This is a genomic window from Streptomyces sp. O3, from assembly GCF_054788135.1.
Genome location: NZ_JBTVYK010000072.1, coordinates 1 through 20,880 on the forward strand (window position 1 = coordinate 1; position 20,880 = coordinate 20,880).

At 68.3% G+C, this 20,880-nt stretch carries 19 protein-coding genes; 4 read left to right on the forward strand and 15 right to left on the reverse strand.

All coding sequences use genetic code 11. The features are described from left to right. Window positions 1-225: LLM class flavin-dependent oxidoreductase (locus ACX6XY_RS27120; RefSeq protein ID WP_460336202.1), on the reverse strand; the 225-nt coding region annotated here is incomplete at its 3' end. A gap of 294 nt (window positions 226-519) precedes the next feature. Between ACX6XY_RS27120 and ACX6XY_RS27125 the strand changes: the two genes are divergently transcribed. Further along, entirely contained in the window at window positions 520-1,470 is a 951-nt protein-coding gene (locus ACX6XY_RS27125; protein ID WP_460336205.1) for a helix-turn-helix domain-containing protein, read from the forward strand. Between the two features lie 89 nt (window positions 1,471-1,559). Then, the gene (locus ACX6XY_RS27130) at window positions 1,560-2,603 is read left to right on the forward strand and encodes a phosphotransferase (RefSeq protein WP_460336208.1); all 1,044 of its coding nucleotides are present in this window, start codon (window positions 1,560-1,562) and stop codon (window positions 2,601-2,603) included. Here the strand turns inward: ACX6XY_RS27130 and ACX6XY_RS27135 are convergent. The 11 genes from ACX6XY_RS27135 to ACX6XY_RS27185 form a co-directional block, all read right to left on the reverse strand. Next, on the reverse strand, window positions 2,573-3,631 hold the full coding sequence (locus tag ACX6XY_RS27135; RefSeq protein ID WP_460336211.1) for a glycosyltransferase: 1,059 nt from the start codon (window positions 3,629-3,631) through the stop codon (window positions 2,573-2,575). The genes ACX6XY_RS27130 and ACX6XY_RS27135 overlap by 31 nt on opposite strands. A gap of 7 nt (window positions 3,632-3,638) precedes the next feature. After that, window positions 3,639-4,253 carry a hypothetical protein gene (locus ACX6XY_RS27140; RefSeq protein WP_460336214.1) on the reverse strand — a complete coding sequence of 205 codons (615 nt, stop codon included), beginning with the start codon at window positions 4,251-4,253 and terminating at the stop codon, window positions 3,639-3,641. Next, window positions 4,250-5,149, reverse strand: a complete 900-nt coding sequence (locus tag ACX6XY_RS27145) for a PIG-L deacetylase family protein (protein ID WP_460336217.1) — start codon at window positions 5,147-5,149, stop codon at window positions 4,250-4,252. The genes ACX6XY_RS27140 and ACX6XY_RS27145 overlap by 4 nt, the downstream gene beginning before the upstream one ends. A 14-nt stretch (window positions 5,150-5,163) precedes the next feature. Then, entirely contained in the window at window positions 5,164-5,895 is a 732-nt protein-coding gene (locus tag ACX6XY_RS27150; RefSeq protein WP_460336220.1) for a glycosyltransferase, read from the reverse strand. Then, window positions 5,892-6,773, reverse strand: a complete 882-nt coding sequence (locus ACX6XY_RS27155) for an aminoglycoside phosphotransferase family protein (RefSeq protein ID WP_460336223.1) — start codon at window positions 6,771-6,773, stop codon at window positions 5,892-5,894. The genes ACX6XY_RS27150 and ACX6XY_RS27155 overlap by 4 nt, the downstream gene beginning before the upstream one ends. Next, a complete protein-coding gene (locus tag ACX6XY_RS27160; protein ID WP_460336226.1) occupies window positions 6,770-7,657 on the reverse strand; it encodes a glycosyltransferase family 8 protein in 888 nt (295 codons plus the stop codon). The genes ACX6XY_RS27155 and ACX6XY_RS27160 overlap by 4 nt, the downstream gene beginning before the upstream one ends. Before the next feature lie 58 nt (window positions 7,658-7,715). After that, entirely contained in the window at window positions 7,716-7,925 is a 210-nt protein-coding gene (locus tag ACX6XY_RS27165) for a hypothetical protein (RefSeq protein WP_460336229.1), read from the reverse strand. Beyond that, window positions 7,922-8,365, reverse strand: a complete 444-nt coding sequence (locus tag ACX6XY_RS27170) for a hypothetical protein (RefSeq protein WP_460336231.1) — start codon at window positions 8,363-8,365, stop codon at window positions 7,922-7,924. Before ACX6XY_RS27170 ends, ACX6XY_RS27165 begins: the two co-directional genes overlap by 4 nt. A gap of 180 nt (window positions 8,366-8,545) precedes the next feature. After that, window positions 8,546-9,751 (reverse strand): helix-turn-helix domain-containing protein, encoded by a 1,206-nt coding sequence (locus tag ACX6XY_RS27175; protein ID WP_460336273.1) that lies wholly within the window; start codon window positions 9,749-9,751, stop codon window positions 8,546-8,548. 108 nt (window positions 9,752-9,859) lie between these two features. Next, window positions 9,860-10,522 carry an HAD-IA family hydrolase gene (locus ACX6XY_RS27180; protein ID WP_460336234.1) on the reverse strand — a complete coding sequence of 221 codons (663 nt, stop codon included), beginning with the start codon at window positions 10,520-10,522 and terminating at the stop codon, window positions 9,860-9,862. A gap of 469 nt (window positions 10,523-10,991) precedes the next feature. Further along, window positions 10,992-12,257, reverse strand: coding sequence for a serine/threonine-protein kinase (locus ACX6XY_RS27185; RefSeq protein ID WP_460336237.1), 1,266 nt, complete (start codon window positions 12,255-12,257; stop codon window positions 10,992-10,994). Window positions 12,258-12,546: 289 nt separating this feature from the next. Here ACX6XY_RS27185 and ACX6XY_RS27190 point away from each other — a divergent pair, with 289 nt between their 5' ends. Together ACX6XY_RS27190 and ACX6XY_RS27195 are read left to right on the forward strand one after the other, a co-directional pair. Continuing rightward, a complete protein-coding gene (locus ACX6XY_RS27190; RefSeq protein WP_460336276.1) occupies window positions 12,547-13,296 on the forward strand; it encodes an SPDY domain-containing protein in 750 nt (249 codons plus the stop codon). Window positions 13,297-13,395: 99 nt separating this feature from the next. After that, window positions 13,396-13,860, forward strand: a complete 465-nt coding sequence (locus ACX6XY_RS27195) for a hypothetical protein (protein ID WP_460336240.1) — start codon at window positions 13,396-13,398, stop codon at window positions 13,858-13,860. A gap of 87 nt (window positions 13,861-13,947) precedes the next feature. On the opposite strand, the gene ACX6XY_RS27200 is transcribed toward ACX6XY_RS27195, so the two are convergent. The 3 genes from ACX6XY_RS27200 to ACX6XY_RS27210 form a co-directional block, all read right to left on the reverse strand. Beyond that, a complete protein-coding gene (locus ACX6XY_RS27200; RefSeq protein WP_460336243.1) occupies window positions 13,948-14,358 on the reverse strand; it encodes a Clp protease N-terminal domain-containing protein in 411 nt (136 codons plus the stop codon). Between the two features lie 890 nt (window positions 14,359-15,248). Next, window positions 15,249-15,569 (reverse strand): hypothetical protein, encoded by a 321-nt coding sequence (locus tag ACX6XY_RS27205; RefSeq protein ID WP_460336246.1) that lies wholly within the window; start codon window positions 15,567-15,569, stop codon window positions 15,249-15,251. A gap of 23 nt (window positions 15,570-15,592) precedes the next feature. Beyond that, a complete protein-coding gene (locus ACX6XY_RS27210; RefSeq protein WP_460336249.1) occupies window positions 15,593-20,857 on the reverse strand; it encodes an RHS repeat-associated core domain-containing protein in 5,265 nt (1,754 codons plus the stop codon). Between the last annotated feature and the right edge of the window lie 23 nt (window positions 20,858-20,880).

The window sequence follows — 20,880 nt, forward strand, 5'->3', positions numbered from 1 at the left end:
TGATGTTACGAGCGTCCCCAAACGTAGCCGTTCGGTGGCGGCCGCCGCGGCGGTCAGGGTGGGCACCGCCCCGAACCACGGGCCGTCCCGGAAGGTACGCCAGGAGAGATGGTCGTACGTGTACGCGGTGTGGAAGCCGAGCTCCTCGGCGCGCTGCCACTGGGCGCGGCCGCCGTCGTGCCAGCGGCGTACGGGCAGGATCACGGTACTCAGTCGCAGACTCATGACTCCGAGCCTACGGTGACGTCCGCGGGACCCTGCCGCCGAGAGCCCGCCAAGCATCGTCGCGCCAGGCGAGATGTGCGGAGGTCCGTGAGGGCGGTGGCCTGCGCCGCTTCCAGGCGCTGAACCGGCCAGCTCGCACGAGCTCACGGCGAACACTCCGTCAATTCTCTGGCCAGAGCTGGTGGTCGATGCCGAGCGCAAGCTACGCTCACGCACCCACAACCCTATAAACGCAGGTGACCCCGGCGGTGGTAGCACACCCCGGGGTCCGACACCGAAGAGGGAAATTCTTCGATGCGCATCAATCGTAGCGCGCGCACGCGCTGCTTCACCGTCCTGGGCAACGAGGTCCTACGGGACCGCCGCCTCAGCTTCACCGCCCGCGGCCTCCTCGCCTACCTGCTGTCCCTCCCGGACGGCGCCCGCGAGGACGTCCGCACCCTCGCCGACAAGAACCCCGGCCTCGGCCGCCGAGGCGTGGCCAAGGCCCTCGACGAGCTGGTCGAGTGCGGCTACTACGTACGCCATACGGTCCGGGACGCGGACAGCGGCCAGGTCCGCACCGAGACCCACGTCTTCGACGCCCCGCAAACTGATGGCGGAGCACCGCTTCCCGCACCAGCGGGAGCCGGTGAGGCGGAGGCCGGGAAGGCGGGAGCGTTCCCCAAGGGGAACAAGAACCCGGAGAAAGAACCCACCCACCCCGCTCCGAGGCTGGCGGACGCCGAGCCGTCCAGTGGGCGGGCGGAGGGAACGGCTCCCACCGAGCCCACCCCTGCTCCCGTGTCGGAGATCACTGGGCGTGGTGCCGCGCTGCTGTCGCGCCTGGGCCGCGTCGAGCCAAGGCTGGCGCTGAGCGCAGCGGACGCGCTCGCCCTGGCACCGTTGGCCGCCCGGTGGCTGGAGGCAGGGGTGTCCGAGCTGGAGGCCCGCTCACTCCTGGTCGATGGGCTGCCTCCGGTGGTGCACAGCGCACGGGCGCTCCTCGCGGCCCGCCTGGTGCGCAAGCTGCCCGCACCGCGCACCCGGCGCGATGCCGCCGCACCGGCAGCCCCGCTGGTGGAGTGTGCTGAATGCCGTGATCCCCTGCCGCGCGGCCAGGAGACCGGCATCTGCGCCGTCTGCGCAGGGGCAGCGGCCCCTGTCATCTCGGCAGCGCCAGCCATGGAGACAGTGCCCGCTCGTGTGGCGGCTCTACGGATGGCGTTGCGTACTCGGCCAGCGATCGCCACGGCTGAACGCTGATCCATGCTGGGTTGGCCCGGCTCCAGTAGGCGGGTGATGCCTGTCTGCACTTCGTGCTGGAGACGCTGTGCTCGCGTATCGTCCGTCGGGTGACTGATGCGACCGTGGCGGACAGGGCCTCCATCTCCGGCAGTGACCTCGCTGAGCTGACCAGCGCTTTTGGTCTGGGAATGGTCCGGGAGCATCGCTATCTCGCCGATGGGCTCATGAACGCGAACTGGCGGGTGGATACCGCGGCCGGGTCTTTCGCGCTGAAGCGGGTCACCGACGTGCCCCGTGACCGGCTGGTGCGGAATCTTGGAGTGCTGGCTGCTCTGGCCGCTGACGGAGTCCCTGTGTGTGCTCCGGTCGCCTCTGTCTCCGGTTCGCTGGTCGCCGAGGTTGGCGGGGGCGTGTGGTGTCTGTTCCCGTGGGCGAAGGGTGTGCATCTGCGGGGTGTCGACCTCAGCCTGTCCCAGGCGGCCTCGCTGGGCATGTACCTGGGCCGCCTCCACCTGAGCCTGGGCCGAGCCGGCGCGCGAGGTCTGCTGCCCTCGGTACCCGATACGGTCACGGCGGACGTGACCACGGAGGAGCGGGCGGTGGAGAAGTCCGAGCGGCTCTCGGCGGCCGTGGCCGCCCAGGGCACCGGTAGCGCCTTTGACGCGGCGGCTGCGGCTGCTCTTGATCAGCGGCGGAAGTTGATCGCCGCGTACGCCGACCGTCGGCCGCGGGAGGCGAGCCCGGTAGGCGGGCATGGGTGGACGCACGGTGACGTGCAGTACCGCAACCTGTTGTGGGCGGGCGAGGAGCTTGCCGCCGTCCTGGACTGGGACCGCGTCGGTGTTCGCCCGTATGCGGAGGAGGTCGTGCGGACGGCGCAGGTGCAGTTCGGGGTGGACGGGGTGTTCGACCTCGGTCGGGTGTCGGCGTTCGTGAGCGGTTACCGGTCCGTGGTGCCGCTGGAGTCGTCTGCGCTGGCGGACGGTGCCCGTCGCCTGTGGTGGAAGCGGATGACGGACTTCTGGCAGCTGGAGTTCCACTACGACCGCGGTGACCACTCGTGCGACGAGCTGTTCACGGCGGACGAGGCGCTGCTGCACTGGTGGACGGACCGGCTGGATCAGGTCGAGGAAGCGTTCGCCGCCGGGTAGATCCCGAGGCTCCTCAGGTCGGGCAGGCGTGGCCGGGCGAGACGCGCGGCGTGCTGTCGGGCGAGCTCGCCCAAGACGTGGTGGTCGACGGTACGGATGGCTTCCACCCACACCTGTGGCTCTGCCGTGTGGGGCAGGACGATCCCGGCGGCGCCGATGGCTTCGGGGATGCCGCCCTGGTCGGTGCCGATGCTGGGCGTGCCGTGCAGCACGGCCTCGATGATCACTCGGGGAAAGGCGTCCTCCACCACGGAGGGAACCAGCAGCAGGCGGTGGCTCCGGTAGAGAGGGCTCATGTCGTAGACCCTCGGTACGAAGGTCACGTTGGCGTAGTTGGCGAATTGGTCGGCGGTGTTCCACCAGCCTTCGACCAGGGTGAAGCGCTGTTCCGGCATGCGGCGGATGAGCTGGTGCAGGAGGTCGGAGCCCTTGGCCGGGATCGGATTGACCATGAGTACGGACTCGGTTCGTGGTACGTGGCCGCTCGGCTGAGGTGGCACGAACGGCGGGTAGAGGACGGCGAGGCGGGTTCCCTCGGTTCGCGGTGCCCGTCGGTGGACGAACTCGGAGACTGCCAGTCCGACGTGCGGTCGGCCGTCGAGCACGCCGAGGCCGGTCTTGGAGACGGAGTGCAGGATGCCCGCGACCAGCGTGGCGGGCCGGGCCTGTGCGGCGAGGTCGGCCGCGCCCTCCTGCGAGGTGAACACGACGTCGGGTCGTACCTGGGACAGCAGGCTGTGGAGGGTGGCTGCGGTCTGGTGCTGGGGTACGGCGATGCAGTCCACCCCGTTCCAGCGGTAGCGCAGTTCCTTGTTCGTCTCCTCGTACCGGCTGTGGTGAGTGCCCAGGAAGGCACGTAGCTGGGGGAGTTGTGGGGCTTGGTCCCAGGGGGCTTGGTGGGAGCCCAGGTAGATGACTTGCCATCCTGCTGCGGCGAGTTCTTCGGCGAGGAGTTGTTGGGTGACCTCGGCTCCGCCGATGAGGAGTGGAGGCGGGGTGCGTCGCCAGGCGAAGAGGGCCGTGGGCATCGATGGGTCACCTCGTCCAGAACGTGACGAGGGATTCCACCGCGTGCGCGATGGCGGTCGGGCTGGTGTCGGCGGGGACGACGGTCATCTCCCGTGAGACCGGTGGCCGGGCCCCGGACACGAAGTAGTCGCGGGCATGGCTGAGGAACGTGGGCTCGTGGAGGAAGTAGTCGGACTCCGCCGCCGTGTGTCCGGCCAGCTTGCGGCGCAGCCTGAGTACTTCGGCGGGGACGTCGAGGTAGATGGTGTGGTGGGGTCGCAGGAACGGCAGCTCCTGGAGCCGGTCGCGGAGCTGATGGTGGACGGCGTACCTGAACATGGCGTCGAGGGCGTGTGCGTGGGCGAGGAGGGTGTCGACGGAACGGTCCAGGATCACCACGGGTTTGGCGCTGGCGCGTGCTGCGCGGACGCGGGTGTTCTCGATGCCCATGAACGTCTCGAACGCGGCGAGTTGGGCGGCCTCGGAGGCGGTGCGGGCTGGGGGAATGTCGTCGCGGTGGGGTATGTGCTGGACGTAGCAGTCCGAGATGAAGGCTCGCTTCTCGATGCCGCGGCGGCGCAGGTGGTCGATCGCCGTGGACTTTCCCGCGTACGAGGGCCCCTCGATGGCGATGATCTTCACAGGGACTCCGTCCGGTAGAAGCGTTCCGCGTACGTGCCGCTGCTGTCGGTGTCGGTGAGGAGGTCGGCGGCGGTGGTCCAGGCGTGCCGGATGGGTCGGTGCATCTTCCGCTCGGGGTGCATCTGCGAGCCGTGCATCCGCAGGACGGTGGTCTTGTCGAGGATCACCGTGCTGATGTCGACCAGCTCGGGGGCCATGGTGGGGCCGGTGCGGGCGCGGAAGAGGTGCTGGTCGCATCCGGCGAGCGCGTACGTGGGCCAGAACGCGAGGTCTTCCCAGAACCACCGGCACCCCAGGCGTACCGCGGCCTCGTGCACGAGGAGGTGGTCGGGGTGGCGGGTGACGGCGGCCGGGGCGAGCAGCTCGGCGTCCGGGTGGGCGTCGGCGATCTGGCGGAGTTCTTCCGTGATCTGGTCGAGGCGGTCCTGGCTACGGGGCCGGTACGGGGGTTCGGCGTCCTTGTGGCCGAGGAGGAGCCGGGCGGCGCCGAAGGGAGCCAGAGCAGCGGCGCCTTCCCGGTTCCGCAGGTCGGACACGACGTCCTCGGTGCTGTAGGTGTCCTCCAGCGCTGGGTGGACGCTGGTGGAGCGGGTGAACACCGTGGTCACGGTGAGCGGGCGGGGGTGGGCGAGGAAGGTCCCGGAGGCCGAGAGGGCGAAGTCGTCGTGGTGCGGCTCGATAGCGAGAACCGGCCGACCAGCCGGGCGGCGCATCTCGATGAAGTACGGCTGGCCGCTGTGTGGGGCCTTCAGTTCGATGACGTGGTGGTCGTGGGCGCGGTGGCGCTCGGCGAGGCGGTCGGTCCACGCCTGGTGGGCGCGGCAGAGGTCGTCGGGGAAGATGTAGATCCCTTCCGCGTCCGGCACGGGTACAGGGACGGGCATGGTCGCGGTCATGAAGGAGCTCCTGGCTAGCGGACGGTGGTCTCGTACCAGTGGCGCCACATGCGCGGGGAGTTCAGCAGGAGCCGGGCGGTGAGGGGGTTCTGCCACCACAGCATCCGGAGGCTGGACCACTGGTCGTAGCGGCGGGTGGAGGGGCGCACGCGCAGGTCGTCCAGGATCGCGACCGGGGTGGCGGTGGCGCGGCCGTGAGCGGTCAGGCGGGCGAAGAACTCGACGTCCTCGCTCATGAACAGGTCGTCGCGGTATCCGCCGACGTCCTTGAAGGCGGCGGCGGTGGCGAACTGGGCGACGCCCTGGGCTCCGCCGTGGCGGGTGCGGTAGTGGTCCCAGTACGCGCACAGCAGCCGGGCCCCGAGCCGTTTGGGGGTGTAGAGGGGTGGGATGGCGCCGCCGACGGCCCCGGTGTCCATCGCAGTGACCGCGGCGGTAATCGACTCCATGGGCAGGGCGACATCGGCGTCCGTGAAGAAGAGTCGGCGGCCGTGGGCGGCGGCCGCGCCGCTGTTGCGCACTTTGCCGATGTTGCGGACGGCCTCGCTGATCACGCGGACGCCGAAGGAGGCGGCCATGTCGGCGGTGGCGTCGGTAGAAGCGTTGTCGACGACGATCACCTCCCCCTGTTCGCCGCTGGCCTCCTGCCACCGTTCGAGGGAGGTGAGGACGGTGGGGAGATAGCGGGGCAGGTAGGCGGCTTCGTTGTGGGCGGGGATGACGACCGTCAGGCCAGGGCCGGTCATGGGCGACTCCGTTCCGTGTGCGGTCCGTGGAAGAAGTGGGGTGTTCGGCGGGTGAGGTCGGTCAGGCGGCTCGACCACAGGGCGCGGTCCTTGGCGGGGGTGGCGTGTGCCCAGGAGCGGACGGTGAGGAAGATCGCCCAGGCGGACAGGAGGGACTCGTCGAGGGCGAGGGGGTAGGCGGTGGTGAGCGCGCGGCGGTCCCACGGCGTGTGCGAGGCGGTCATGACGAGGGCGTGGGCGATGTCCGCCTCGCGTCGGCCGGGTCCCGCGTCGGTGAAGTCGATCAGGTGGCGTGTCTGCCGGGGGCCGTAGAGGACGACGTTGTCGAAGTGAGGGTCGCCGTGGCACCACACCGTCGGTGCCGAGTCGCGGGTGTTGGCGATGACGGCGATGGCGGGAGCGATCCGGTCCATCAGTTCCGGTGGGCAGTAGCGGGTCAGGGAGGAGACGGCGTCGACGAAGGGGCGGCGCGGAACCGACTTCGCGACCGGGGCCCGGTGCAGGCGGGCGAGGAGGCCGCCGAGATCCTTGAGCGCCTGAGCGTGGGGGACGCGGCCGGAGCGTACGGCGGCGCCAAGGGTGCTGCGGCCGAGGTCGGTCGTGATGAGGGCGGTGGCCCCGTCTCCGTTAGTGGTACCGCAGCCGAGAATCTTCGGTGCGGGCACGGCTGCGGCGGCGGTGCGGAGCGCTGTCGCTTCGGTGATCGCATTGCGTCGGGCGGTGTGCGCGTACAGCTTCACGATCACGGTCCGGCCGCCGTGGAGGGCTGCCCGGTATACGGCGGTGCGGGAACCCGCCTTCAGCCGCTCGGCGGTCGAGGCGGACGTGCCGAGAAGCGTGGCGCAGGCGTGGGAGACCATCGGCGGGGGTGTGTTCATCGGAGCCCCGCCGGCTCAGGGTGGGCGGCGCCCAGGGCGCGGACGTGCCGCAGTGTGCGCCGTAGGACCGCGCGGTACTCCCGCACATCCTCCGTACCGGGACAGGCCGCCTGCCAAGGCTTTTCGGGACCCACGAAGTGGATGAGGGCCGCGGCCGGATCGGGGTGCAGCGGTCGGGTGACGACACGGCGGACCCAGTTGCCGCGCTCAAGGAACCGGCCGACCTCGAAGCGGTTGTACGCGGCGTTCACCGGGCGGACGCGGCCGGTGTGGAGGAGCCAGAGGTTCAAAGCGTCCTGGTCGTTGTGGAGGATGTGCTGGCGTTGCCGGGTCAGGGTGCGCGCGATGCCGCGACGGATGCGGGGTAGGTCGCCGGTGTGGGCCCACAGCAGTCCGGCGTTGTAGTAGGGGCGGCCTCGGAGGCGGGGCCAGCGTTGTGCGGCGCCGGGCAGGGCGGGGCCCTCGCCGACGGCCGGGTTGAACTCGTCGCGTACGGCACCGACCTCGCCGGAGCCCAGAGTGTCGAGTGGGGTGCTCAGGTCGCCGCGTACGAGGGTGTCGGCGTCCGCGTAGATCAGGTAGGGGCGGCGGACGAAGGCGGCCGTGAACTCGAACCGCAGATAGGTGGCCACGGTGATGTACGAGGCGTCGGCCATCCATGAGGCGCGTAGGGGACGGCGCTGCGCGAGGTCGAAGGAGCCGAAACCCAGGCGCTGGGCGAGGTGGGCGAGGAGTACGGCGTCGGCCGGGGCGAGATCGAGGGTGAGGATGCGCAGGGCGGTGTCTCGGCGGACGCCTGGGGTGAGGCTGTCTGCCAGAGCGGCGATCGTGACGAGGCCGGGGGTGAGGTAGTGCCGGTCGATGCAGAGGCCGAACGCGTACACGGTGGGTCTGCCTTCCGGTCGTGGTGGGTGAGTTCTGAGGCTGTTCCCTAGGGCCGGATCAGCGGTCGCTCTGCTCGCGCCGGAGGCGGGATGTGCGTGCTTCCAGTACGTGGAGGGAGTCGGGGTCGTCGGTCTCCCGCTGGGTCGTCCCTCCACCCGTTGGAGGCCGCAGGACCCAGATCGCGTCGTGCCTGATGTCGGTCACGATCGCCTGCTGTCCCGTCGCGTCCGCGACCAGGTCGCCGACCTCGGCTCGTGCCCGGCTCACCACACGACTCCGGACCTGAGGTGTCCCCATGGCGACCAGATGGAGGCGGCTTCGAGCAGGACACGGCGGCGCTCATGCTGGCCCGGCGTCCGATGCGTGGGCCCGGACATCGCTTCCGTGAGGAAGCCGCCGCGGTCGCGGATGAGGACGCTGAGGGCAGTGAACTGCGCGGTGTCAGTGGCGACGTGCGAGACGGCTCCGACGATGACACCCCTGATGATGCCGGTGGACAGGGCGCCCGTTATGGCCGACCAGCCTGGGCGGCTGTCCAGGGGCACGGCCGGGTCGTCGTCGGTCCACGCACCGGCGACGTGCCAGTGGCGGGCGTCAGCGTAGTGGCGTGCGCGTCGTTCGGCCTCGCGCACGACGGCCGCCGCGGAGGCGCAGGAGTAGACGGCGACCGGGACGTGTCCGTGGCCGCCGGACGGAGTGTTCGGCATGTCTCCAGCGTGCTGCTGGGGGCTGGTGCGGGACAGGCACGGCCCGTAGCAGGGGCGGAAGTTCGCAGAGCGGGGTGCTGTCACGCCCCGTTCCAGTCCCTGTGGTGAAAGGCGGAGCGGTGTCACGGGGCGTGGCAGTCGTGAGGGCGGCTACTGCCTGACTGCCACGGACCGTGGCAGTCAGCGCACGCCGAGCGAGACCCCCGCGGCGTGGGCGAGCCCGCGCAGGCGGCCGACGGACACACCCGCTAGACGAGAGATGATCACACCAGGCAGCATCTGGTGCCGCACCCACCCTGGCGCCATGGTGCAGACCGCTTCGAGGGTGTCGGCGGCCTGCTCCCACCGACGGCACTCCACATGCGTCAGGGCGACGTCGAGGCCGTAACGGGCGCGGGTGGCGAGCGGAACGGTGTCGTCCAGCCTGACCGTGTCCATGAGTTGAACGGCGCCTGCGGTGTCGCCGAGGGCGACGGCGATGCTCATGGCCTGTGTGGCGGCGTAGAGCGGACCGTAGGGCTGGGCGTGCTGCCCGCGGGCGTGTTCGGTGCCCAGGCGTGCGCCGACGGCGTGGGCCTGGGAGAGGTATTCGCGGGCGGTGTCCGGTGGCGCGCCGCCTCGGGAGGCCGCTACGGCGGCGTTGGTGACGAGCTGCCCGTAAACCGAAAGCCGGTCCGGGTCGTGCTCCGACATCTTCGGCTCGGTCCGCTCGGCCTGGGCGACGGCGAGCGCGTACCCCTGCGCGGTGCGCCCGTCACGGAGGTTGACCCATGCCGTGGTGGCCGCGAGGTGGGCGTCGCGCAAGTCGTCGCCGGCCTGTACGGCGATCTGGCGTCCGTAGGTGAGCGCGGCGTAGGCGAGGTCCCGCGAGCCCCAGACGTTCGCCGCCATCCCCGCGGTCTGGAAGACATCGGCCAGAACACCGGCAGCGGCCTCCTTGTCGCCGGTGCCCGCGACGTCATAGCGGGCGCGGGCCTCGGGCAGCAGGGCCCCGAGCAGCGCGCCGAGCTCGGTGTACCGGCCCGCCCAGTAAGCGGCGTCGGCACGCTGAACGACGGCCCGGAGTTCCTCGATGGTGCCCGGTTCGGTACCGGCGACCGGGATACCGATGGCGGCGTCGTGGGTGTCGGCCGACAGGGCACGCAGGGCTGCCCGTTCGTCGCGGTCCATGGACCGTCGGGGCGCCTGCTGACCGAGGAGCACCGCGATGTCGGTACCGAGAGCGGAGGCGATCGACAGCAGCGAGGGAAGGGAGGCAGTACCGCCACGCTCCAGCTTCCGGACGACGCCGACCGACACGGCGGCGGCCTCCGCCAGCTGCTCCTGCGTCATGCCGCCGCGGAGGGCTTTGAGGCGTTCAGCGGTGGTGTACTCCGACCATTGCATGACAGCCACTCCCCATCCTGACCGGTCAGTCATGGACCGTACCCACAGCGCACGGCTGCCGACACCCTTCGGCCTGACGGGAGTTGGCGCAGTGGCTGAAACCGGCTCCTATGCGGCCAGGTCGGCGCTCACTCCGAGGAGTGACTGCAGCTCGCCCACCGTGTCCGCCTCGCGCGTCGCCAGAACGGTGGTGATGCCCAGAGCCTCGGCGGGCGGGAGGTTCACCGGATGGTCGTCGACGAACACACACTCCGAACCCGGAAGGCCCAGGCGCTCCAGCGTCAGCTGATAGATCGCCGGGTCCGGCTTCGCTATCCCGACCGACTCGGAAATGACATGCACGTCGAACAGACTCCAGATGCCCATGTGTTCGTACGGGTTGAACGGGTCCAAGCCGAAGCTGTTCGACAACAGCGCGAGCTGGTACCCCGCCTCCTTGGCGGCCCTCGCGAGAGCGGCCATGCGCCGTGCCGCAGGCACCCCCGCCCAGGCGCGCCCCATCAGATTCGACGGTTCGACATGCGTACCGAGCAAGCTCGCGGTGCCCTCGTTCCACTTGGCCTGGCCGATCTGCCCGACCTCCAGCGCCGCGTACAGCCGCCTGCCCTCGGGGTGGTCATTGAGGGTAGAACGCCATGCCTCGGGGTGGAGCCCTTCTGATTCACACCACGCGCGGTGCACGGTACGCGGGTCGGCGGTCAGTACCCCGGCGAAATCCAGGATCAGCCCGCGTGGGGCGTTGCGGTTGGCGGTGGCCGTGGCCTGCGGCATGCTGCGTGCTCCCTCTCCGTTGGCCTCACAGGGGACGCTACCGCGCGTCGGGAGTACAGAACGACGAGAAGCCCCCTGTCCCCCGCCGCCGCGCGGATGTTGGGCAGCGCCATCGCGCTGGTATCTGCTGTGGGGGCAGAACGGCCATCGTCGGGTGGACTGGGGCACTGGGGCGTTGTGCGGTGCTGCGAGCCCTGGCCGAGTGCCGGTTAAGGGCGTAGCTCTGAGTCTCAGTTGTCCTTTGTCATCCAATCGAGGCGTTTGACAGCGAACCCAGCCGTTTCGGCTTCTCTGACGGTGAATCTAGTCGTGAGGGGGGGGAGCACGCTGGGGGTGTCGTGTGTTGGAGGGCGTACGCGGGCGTCGGCGGCGTCCGTTGCTGGACTGTGCGACGGCCAGGTTCGAGGACGCGGTTCCGGTGCGGCCGCTGCCCGGAGGTCATCGCAGGCCGACTCCGCGCGGCCGTGGCCTATGGCCGCGCGCTCACTCGGCGGGCACGGACATCGTGGTAGACGTACAGGGCGATGGTCAGCGCCGTCATCAGGTAGAAGAGCCGCAGGCCGTAGTCGACCACCGCTTGGGTCCAGACACCGCTGTCGTCGTAGAAGGGCGGGTTGGAGGTGGCCTGCCAGCCGAGGCACACCACGGCGAGCACCGCTCCGCCATAGCCCAACCGCCGCGTCGGCACCGGCGAACCAAAGGCGAGCAGCCCGATTGCCGTCAGCAGCAGCGTCATCCCGGCGGCGGCTCCGATGCTGGTCAGCGATCCCCAGACCCGCGCGTTCCACTCGGAGAAGTCCTCCTGCTCCACGAAGATCTGACTGCCGAACGAACTGATGACACTGTGGGCACCCCCTCTGGTCTGGTAAGCGGGCTGGGCCAGAACGATCGTGTGCAGCACCAGCAGCACCAGCAGCACTGCCAGCGGGACCAGCCGTGCCGGCCACCCCCGCTCCGTGGACGGAACGCGCCGTGCTGTGGTGGCGGCGCCGGACGCACGCAGCAGCGGAGCGCATTCGGCAGCGGTGGGGCGCTGCTCGGGAAGCGCAGCGGTCATCCGCGTGAGCAGGGACAGCACGGGCCCGGGGATGGCGGAGCGGACCTGGGGCATGAGCTGAGCAACGGGCAGCCGGTGACCGGTGAGCTTCTCGACCAGGACGATTCCCAGTGCGTAGACGTCCGACGCGGGTGTGGCGGCACGCCCCTGGAGCTGTTCGGGGGCCATATAGCCGGGGGTGCCGAAGTATTTTCCGGTGGTGGTGGCGGTACGGGTGAGCGAGGCGTCGTCGCGGGCAATACCGAAGTCCATCAGCACGGTGCGCCCGTCCGCACAGATCATGATGTTGGCGGGCTTGATGTCCCGGTGCACCACCTTCGCGGCGTGGACGTGCGCGAGAGTCTCCGCCAAGCACGCCCCGGTCTCCGCGACCGAGTCCACGTGCGAGAACTCCCAGGTGGCGCCGTCCAGTAACTCCATGACGACGTAGGGCAGGGTCTGGTCGTCGTGGTCGGCGGTTCCGGCATCGTGAACGGTCACGACGCTGCCGTGGCGGAGTGAGGCGAGCGTGCGGGCCTCACGCGCGAACCGCCGAGCCGCCTCTGGGTGTTGCCTGACACCGGTGACGAACTTGATGGCGACCCGCCGGCCGAGGGTACGGTCTGTCGCTTCCCAGACTTCGCCCAAGCCGCCCCTGCCCAGGAGGCGTTCCACGCGGTAGCGGCTCCCGACGGCCATGCCCTCGTGCACCCAATCCCCCCTGGCGTCACCCGAGTCGATGAGATGACCAATCTAGAGCAGGTCGCCACGACTGCGTAGGGACTCAAGGCCACCAGCCGCCCACTCACGACTAGATTCACCGTCAGAGAAGCCGAAACGGCTGGGTTCGCTGTCAAGCGCCTCGATTGGATGACAAAGGACATCAGTTCGCCGAGGGCAGACGAAAACCTTGCCCGCAAGGGCTGGTGCCTGGCGGGACGGCATGCCAACGTACAACGCTCTGCCACAAGACCTGTCCCCCGAGCCCATGGAGGCGCCCCTGTACCCGCACCACTCCAGCGACCCTTCCCGCCCCGACCAGCAGGACCCGGTGTACTGGGTCACGCCGCGCCATCTGGCCGGTGATGACGGCGCTCTCGCCGAACGGATCGGCGACACCCTGACCGGTCTCGGCTGGCGCATGTGGCCGACTTCCCGCAACACCCTGCTGTATGTGAGCCCGGACGGGCTGTATGGCGCCGAATGGATCCTCGCGGCCCACCCATTCGAGTTGGGTGAACTGCCCGTGGCCTGGCAGCTGAGCGCCCGACCGCATGCCGCCTCCGCGATGCCGGAGTGGAACGCGTACTTCACGGCGGGCGTCCCGTACGAGGTGCTCGCCGATCTCCTCGTCGCGATGGACGCGCGCGAGGCGCCTGATGCCGGCTTCGCGGGGCCGGAGGCGGTCCTTGACGCGCTCGGTGCCCAGGGCTGGGCCCGCGACGTGGACCGCCCCCGTACCACCGCCTGGGACCCTGGGTTCTCCTGCGCCGTCTCCCTGGAGCTGGTGCCGCCGCTCGTCCAGGACGCCGACCCGCGTCCCGACCTGGTGGGCTGGCAGGCGTGGGCGGACCCCGTTGTCGGCGCCCCGTATCTGTGGTGCGCCAGCTTCAGCGCCAGCATCCCCCATGACCTGGTCGCCGTATTCGCCTCCTCACTCGCCTCACCGGTCCCGGTGCCGCGCCGCACGCTGCCCCAGAGCGCCGAGGGCCGACTCAGCATCGTCCACCGCACCTGACCGGCGCCCCGCGCCCCGGGGTGGCCGGTGTGCCGCTTGTGGCCGAGCCCCGTGAACCACTTGTTCCCTGCTCTGTCTGATGACGGAGATGGAGTTCGCATGTTCCGAATGCTTCGACGCCGTGCCCGCGCCGACCGCGAATGGCGTGAGGCCCAGCGCCAGGGCCAGGAGCTCCTGGCGAGGTACGCCCAGGTGCCCTGGCCCGAGCCTCCTGGCCCCGTTGCCGCCGCGGCCCCGTCCGTCCCAGAGGCGGAGGCGGAGGTCGAGGCAGACTTCCTGCCGCCGGACTTTCGGGCGCCGTCCCGTCAGGACGTCTCCGGGTTCCTGATGCGCTGGACGCAGCCGCTCGTGCTCGACGGCGAAGTCCGTGAATGCCCGGAGTGCGGCGCGTATCGGGACTGGATCGTCTTCTGCATGCGCGACGGAACGATCTGGCTGCGCTGCCCGGCCGACCACTACACGCATGAGCCACGCCTGGACGCAGCCTGGTACAACCGCCACTCCGGGCCAGTCGACCACTGGCACCCCACCCTCGAGGACGGCCTGCGCCACCTCGGCCACTGACGCCAAGCCGAGGTCTGTGCCGCGAGGCCGAGAGAGCGCGATGGCATCAAGCTGAGGAGGCCAGTGCTCGCCCGCGGCGGTCAGGCGTCACTCAAACGTTGAGAGCGTCGCTCGGAATTCCGGGACGTCCAGGCCGCACTCGCGCAGCAGCGTGACGCTGTCCGTGTCGTTGTCCAGGATCAAGGCCAGCAAGTGGTTTGAGGTGAAGGGCTTCTTGGTGTAGCTCTGGGAGAGCTGGAGGATGTGCTCCATCGAGCCGGACCACGGGAGCTCTCGCTTGTTGGTCGGCTTGCCGGCCGGTTGACCGGCTGCCAGCGCCGCGTGCAGGGCCGAGTACTCGACTCCCGCAGCCTTCAGCAGGCTGCTCGCATCGCTCTCATGGTGAGCGACACAGAGGAGCACGTGCACGGGAAAGACCTCGCTGCGGTGCAAGGACCGGGCTTCGGCAGGGGCCTGTGCGAGGTCTCGAACCGCATCCTCTGACATCAATTCGGGCATGTGATCAGTATTCTGTCGCGTAGAGTCCGTCGTACACCGGTCTGCGGACAATGGCTGAGATCTACTGACATCATTCCTCTGCGTCTATCTCCCGCTCGCGCGTTCCGTGTGCGATGACGATGCCTGCAGGCCCATCGTAACGATCAGCGAGTGCGCCGCCCGTGCCCCGGTCGCCGCCGACTTCGTCGGCTGCTGGGCCGGCGGACAGACACTCGTCTACTCGTTGTAGGAGCACCTCGCCCCGGACATGTTGCTGACCGCCGACCGCGGCTTCTGCAGCCTCTATGCCTGGGAGCAGGCCCGCCGCACCGGCTCGCAGTCGCTGTGGCGGGTGCAGGCCAACGTCTGCCTGGACCACGTGCGCGACCTGCCCGACGGATCATGGCTGGCCGTAGCCACTCGACCCCGACCAGCGCCAGTCACACAAGCAGCGAAAGCGCGCCGCGGCGAAGGCCGGTCGCGATCCCGGACCGGATCCTGGGAAGCGGCATCACGCCCTCGGCGAAGGGCGCTGGCGGCGTCGCCCGACGAGTGATCGCGACCGTCCCACCCGATCTCGTACGTCTGGGGGCCAGCACTGTCGTCCGAACGTTCCACCAGCACTGGGCGGCCAGCACGAACCTCTCGATGCCGTGGCCTGCAGTCTGCGGGGCCATGGAGGAGGAGGTCGCCATCCGATCCGTCCGTACATCGCCTCGGCCCTCGTCGCCAGGGAGCTCGTAACACCGGACGGGACGGAAGCGAGCTGCCGATTGAGCTGAACGTCTCAGCAGCATTACTGCTTGGATTCATCCTGGCCCTGATGATCCGCTCTTGAAGGCCGATGTCACGCACCGGCCCGCATTTGCCAGCCAGTCGTGTCAGCAACCTGGTGGGCGGCCAGCAGCGGGCTACGGGCGGAAGGTTGCTTCTTCGTTTGTGATGTAGATCAGCATGGGTCTGATCACTTCTCCGCTGTTCACGGGGTGCAACTCGATCCCCAGGTCGCGAACGGCTTTGATAGCCCACACCTTGTCTTCGGGGAAGCCCAGTCGTCTCGCTTCAGACTGGGCTTCGAAGAGCGGCTGCAGAGCCCACCAGCCATCCTCTGGCTCGAACCGGCAGACTGTCCAGGGCTGGTCCGCGGCTACCGGGAAGAGCTTACCGATGAGGACGTCCCCATGCTTCACCTGCCAGTGGTCGGCAGTCTGGCTTTCGTCTCTTGCGTTCATCGATGCGCTCCTGCCTGTGGGAGTCATCCGATGTCCCGGATGATCTGGTCCAGGCTGGTACCCGGAGGCCAGTACCTGAAGATGGCATCGCCATGCAGACTAAATTTGACGAGTATTTCCTTGTCGCGAAAGGCCGTCTCGCCAAGCTCCAGGCCGAGATCCCTGATGTGGTCGGGAACTTCCAGATGGGCAGCAGCATTTACGGTATCCGAGGTAACGCGACTCAAGTCGACAGCAATGTATCCGTTGCTGCCGCGGCCAGCGATGCCGCTCCCCTCACCATAGATGTTGTACATGATGCGCGGGTCGCGGGTAAGCGATATCCATGGTGAATTATCGTGCCCCATCACATGGCTCCAGGGCTGCACATTGGGGTCTGCTCCCGGACGGTGAATACCCGTGGGGCTCTCGCCATCCCTGAGTGCTCGGAAGGCGTTTCCTGACAGTCCCGAGTGTGCTGATACCTGGACGCGTGGCGGGAAGAGCCCTCGAATCCAGGTGAATGCGGGCCCGATGAGGCTGCTGCTGCCTCCGCCTGCGGCACCGATGACAAGGTCCCAGGGGTCGGTGGGGCGGCAGTTCACCTTGTTGACGCCGTAGGCGAAGGCGGTGCCGACGGCTGCGTTGACGGCTGTGGAGGTCGCGACGGCCCGGCCGCCGGTGAGACCCAGCCCGCGGGCAACAACGTTGCCGGAGCCGGGCATCAGAAAGCCCGCAATGCCTCCGGTGAGTGCTCCCTTGCCCGAGGCTTTGGCCAGGCCGCCCCAGGAGAAGTCACCGTTGTCGCGGCTGTTCCAGGCGTAGATGCCGCCCTCGACCACAGCGCCGAAGAGTGCGCCTATGCCGACGTTGAAGCACCATGGGCACAGGCCGGAGGGGTCTGCCAGGTTGGCGGGGTCGTTGTTGACGTAGGCGTAGGGCGAGGAGTTGGGGGAGTCGGCCGGTGTGGGGATGGGGTCTGGTGTGGTGAAGCGTTTGGTTTCGGGGTCGTAGCTGCGGGCTCGTAGTTGCAGACGCCCGGGGAGTTCCTGGTCGTTGTACTGGCCTGTGTAGCCGAAGGGGCTGCTCTGTCCGTCGGGGACGGTGGCCTTGCCGGTGGCTTCACCCCAGGCGCTGTAGTCGTACTCGTATGTCTTGTTGCCTGCGGAGTCCTGGACGGAGGTGACGGAGTCCTGGCGGTCGTGCAGAAAGTAGAAGCTGCCGTCGGCGCGGTCCATCGACTGGGCGATGCCGTGCGGGTTGTAGTGGTAGTCGGCGAGTAGGTCGCCTGCGGCGTTGGTGTCGGTGGCTATCTGGGCCAGCGGGTTGTTGACGTCCCAGCGTGATGTGCGGGCCAGGTCACCGTTCTTGTGGGAGGCGGTGCGGTTGCCGTCGGCGTCGTAGATGAAGGTGAAGGTGTCTTCGCCGAGGGTGGCGGACTTGATGCGGCCCAGTGCGTCGTGTGCGTAGGTGCCGTCGGCGTCCTTGGTGCGGTTGCCGTCAGCGTCGTAGGCGAAGTCGGTTGTGCTCGTTCCGGTGGTGCTCTTGGTCAGTTGGTCGGCAGCGTCGTAGGTGTTGGTGGTGGTCGACTTGCCGTCGGCGTCCTTGATGAGGTTGCCGACCTGGTCGTAGGAGTATGTGCTGCCCGTCGTCCCGTTGAGGCACGAGCTGGTGGCGATGGTGTCGGTGCACTCCCGGAGGAGTCGGCCGAGGTCGTCGTAGGCGTACCGGGTGGACAGTCCGGTGCTGGCCAGGTCCTTGTAGGTGTCGCTGGTGACGCGGCCGGTTGCGTCGCGGGTGTAGTGCCGAGCGCCGGCGTCTTCCGAGACGGAGGCCAGGCGACCTGCCCTGTCGTAGGTGCGGGTCTCGGTGCGCGCGGTGGTGGTGGGCAGCTTGGTGGAGGTGAGATTGCCGGCGGCGTCCCAGCCGTAGGTGGTGGTCTTGCTGTTCGTGGTCTGGCCGGTGATGCGGCCGTCCGCGTCGTAGGCGTAGCGGGTGACGCGCCCGTCGGGGTAGGTGCGTCTTTTGATGGTGCCGTTGTAGTTGTACGCGTACTTGAACGGTTTGGCGGCACCGGGGGAGCTGATCGTGAGCGGACGGCCCTCCGCATCGTAGGTCAGTGTGCGGGTGCCGGAACCGTCCGTGATGGTCTTGAGCTGGCCCGCGGCGTTGTATGCGTAGCTCGTCGTGGGGGTGCCGTCGGAGTAGGTGGTCTTGGTGAGCAGATTTCGGGCGTCGAAAGTGCTGGTGATGGTCTGACCGCGGGCGTTGGTGACCTTGGCGCGGTTGCCGTCCGCGTCGTAGGCGTAGGAGGTGGAGCGGTCCAGCGGGTCGGTGATCTCCGTCAGGCGACCGGCTTTGTCGTATCCATAGGTCGTGACGTGCTGGTTCGCGTCCTTGCGCGAGGTCATGTTGCCGAGCGCGTCGTACCCCAGCGTGGTGACGCCGCCGTCTGGTGCGGTGATCTTCATGATGCGGTCCAGCGCGTCGTAGGCATACGCCGTCTTCTTACCGCGGGCGTCAGCGTGCTCGACGACGTTGCCCACCGCGTCGTAGGCGCGCGTGGTCTTGTTCCCGAGAGGATCGGTGCGGCTGACGACGTTCCCGGCCTGGTCATAGGAGGTGTGCCAGGTGTACTGGGTCAGGTCGGATCCTTCGGTGTTGCCGCGCGGCTCCACGACCTTGGTCAGTCTGCCGTTGACGTCGTACCCGTAGGTGGTCTTGTTGCCCAAGGGTGACGTCTCGGACGTGAGATTCCCGGAGGCATCATAGCCGTACATGACGGTGTCGCGGCCCCGGTCCTTGACCGAGACGAGCTGGTTGTTGGCGTCGTAGGTGAGGACGGTCGTCCTGCCCAGAGCGTCCGTTGTTCCGACGATGTTGCCCATGTCGTCGTACTTCGACTTCTGGGTGTTGCCTAGCGGGTCCGTGACCGAGATCGGCCGGTGGTCCGCGTCATAGGCGGTGGCGGTGGTGTTGCCGAGCGGGTCGGTCGCGGTGATCTGGTTGCCGGTCTTGTCGTAGCCGTAGGTCCACGTGTACTGCTCGGGATCGGCGCCGCTGACGTTGCCGCGAGGGGGCGTCATGGACGTTACGCGCCCGGCTTTGTCGTACCTGTAGGTCGTCTTGCCTCCGGCCGCGTCCGTGCGGGAGGTCAGGCGGCCCATGGCGTCGTACGTCTGAGTGATCGTGTTGCCCGCGGGGTCCTTCACCTCTGTCAGACGGTTGGCCGCGTCGTAGATGTAACTCGTGGTCCCGCCTGCCGCGTCGGTGACAGTGAGCAGGTTGCCGACGGCGTCGTAGGTCCGCGTGAACTTGCGGCCCTTCGCGTCGGTGCGTGTGAGCAGCCGGTCGCCGTCGTCATAGGTGTACGAGGTGGTGTACGCGTCAGGGTCGGCGCCGTCGGCGTTGCCCCGCGGATCGGTCAGGGCCACCACCCGCCCCGACGCGTCGAACTCCTGCGTGACGCGGGAACCGTCGGGGTAGGTCACCGAGGTCTGGTTGCCCAGGGAGTCGTACCCATACCGCGTAACTCGCCCCAGTGGGCCAGTGGCCGAGGCGATCCGACCAACAGGCGTGTAAGAGAACTCTGCCGCACTCTCCAGAGCGTCTGTGACGGACGTCAGGAGATTCTTCGAGTTGTATGCGTACGTCGTCGAATTGGACTCGGGGTCCGTGGACTCCTCCACGTTCCCGTCCGTGTCGTAGGTGTATTTCCAGCTCGCGCCTTCGGCTGTGGTGGTCTTCGTGAGGTGGCCGCTGCCGTCGTAGGAGAAGTCCGTCGCGTTGCCGAGTTGATCGGTGATCCGCGAGACGTTGGCGCGGCCGTCGTAGTTGTAGAACGTCTTGTTCCCGAAGGGGTCGTACTGGGCGGTGAGGATGTTCCCGGTGTGGATGTCCGTCCATACGCCGCCGTCAGGAGCCACGGTGTCGGTCTCATTGCCCTTGTACGAGAAGGTTGTGACCTCTCCGGCTGCGTCGCTCTGCCTCACTACGCGGCCCTGGGAGTCGTATGAGTTGCGGACCGAGTAGTTCCCGTTCGGGTCCTGAACCGAGTTGAGTCGGCCCTCGTCGTCGTAGCCGTAGTGCACCTTCGACTGGTCAAGCGCGGTGACCGTTGTCAGTCGTCCACCGGTGTAGCCGTAGGCGGTGTACCGACCGTCGGGGAAATCGACCCGGGTCAGCAAATCGCCGTTGTACGTGGCCTTGGCGACTCGGTCGAAAGAGTCGGTGATCAAGGTCAGACGGCCATCCGTGTATCCGTACTCGATGCCCTGGCCAGTGCGGTCCTTGGAGGACGTGAGACGACCATCCGCGTCAAAGGTGAGGGTCTGCTGGCGGGGAGTCGCCAGCGTGTATCCGCCGCTGTCCAACTGCTTCAGCGTTGACCGACTGGTCACAGGAGCAATGAATGTTGAACCGTCTTTGCGGTACAGGTATTCAGAGCCGTTCTCGGAGACGAACGTGACGTGCCCCTCGGGGCTGGTCGTGAGATGTGAGTCCCAGGGGGCAGTCCATCCCTTTCCGAAGGACCCGGCTGCCGCGTTGTTTGAGGAGTAGCTGCGGGTGAGGGCGAGTCCGCCTCCAGACAGTGGCTGGGCGCTGTCCCGGAACATCTCAGAGAAGGCCCCGGTGGCCGTGTTCACCGAAGTGCCGCGCCGTGCCTGCGGCTGGGAGAATCCGGTTGACGAGGAAGCGCACGGATCGGCGCAGCCGTGAGTCTGGCCGTCTGGGATGGCGTCAAGTACATGTGCGTCCGCGGGGTGTGTTCCTGTTCCCCCGCCCTCGACATCCACGACCGTGGCGTGGACCATGATGACGAACGTCGGGTCCGCGAAGTAGCCGGAGCATTGCTCGGGGTCGACGGTGGCCTCGAATGTGACGATGGGCTCGTCCGTCGGATTGTTGTAATACGCCCAGATCCCAGAGTGGGTCATCACCTCCTGACCGAGATCAAAATCTTCCCTGTGGCCAGCACACTGGACCGACCAAGTGACCTTCACCCGATGCTGGACATCGATCCAGTCTCTGAGACCTCCCCCTTCCTTCTTCTTCTGGTCCGAGTTCCTTATCAGGGTCGAGGCGACAACTTTCTCCCCCGTGAACACCTGACCCTTGAACGTGTCCCCCAGCTTTGGCCCTATCTGCGCTCTCTTCGATCCTTCCGAGCCGGTGATGATCAGGAATTGCGGTGTCCCCCACGGGGCAGCACTCGCTGACACCGTCGGCTCAGGCTTAGCCCCCGCTGCCGGAACCGTCGATTGGAACCGATCCTTCGCTACCTGCGCGCGCCGCTCCTTGAGCTGCATCGGCTTCTGGGCCTTGGCTGGCT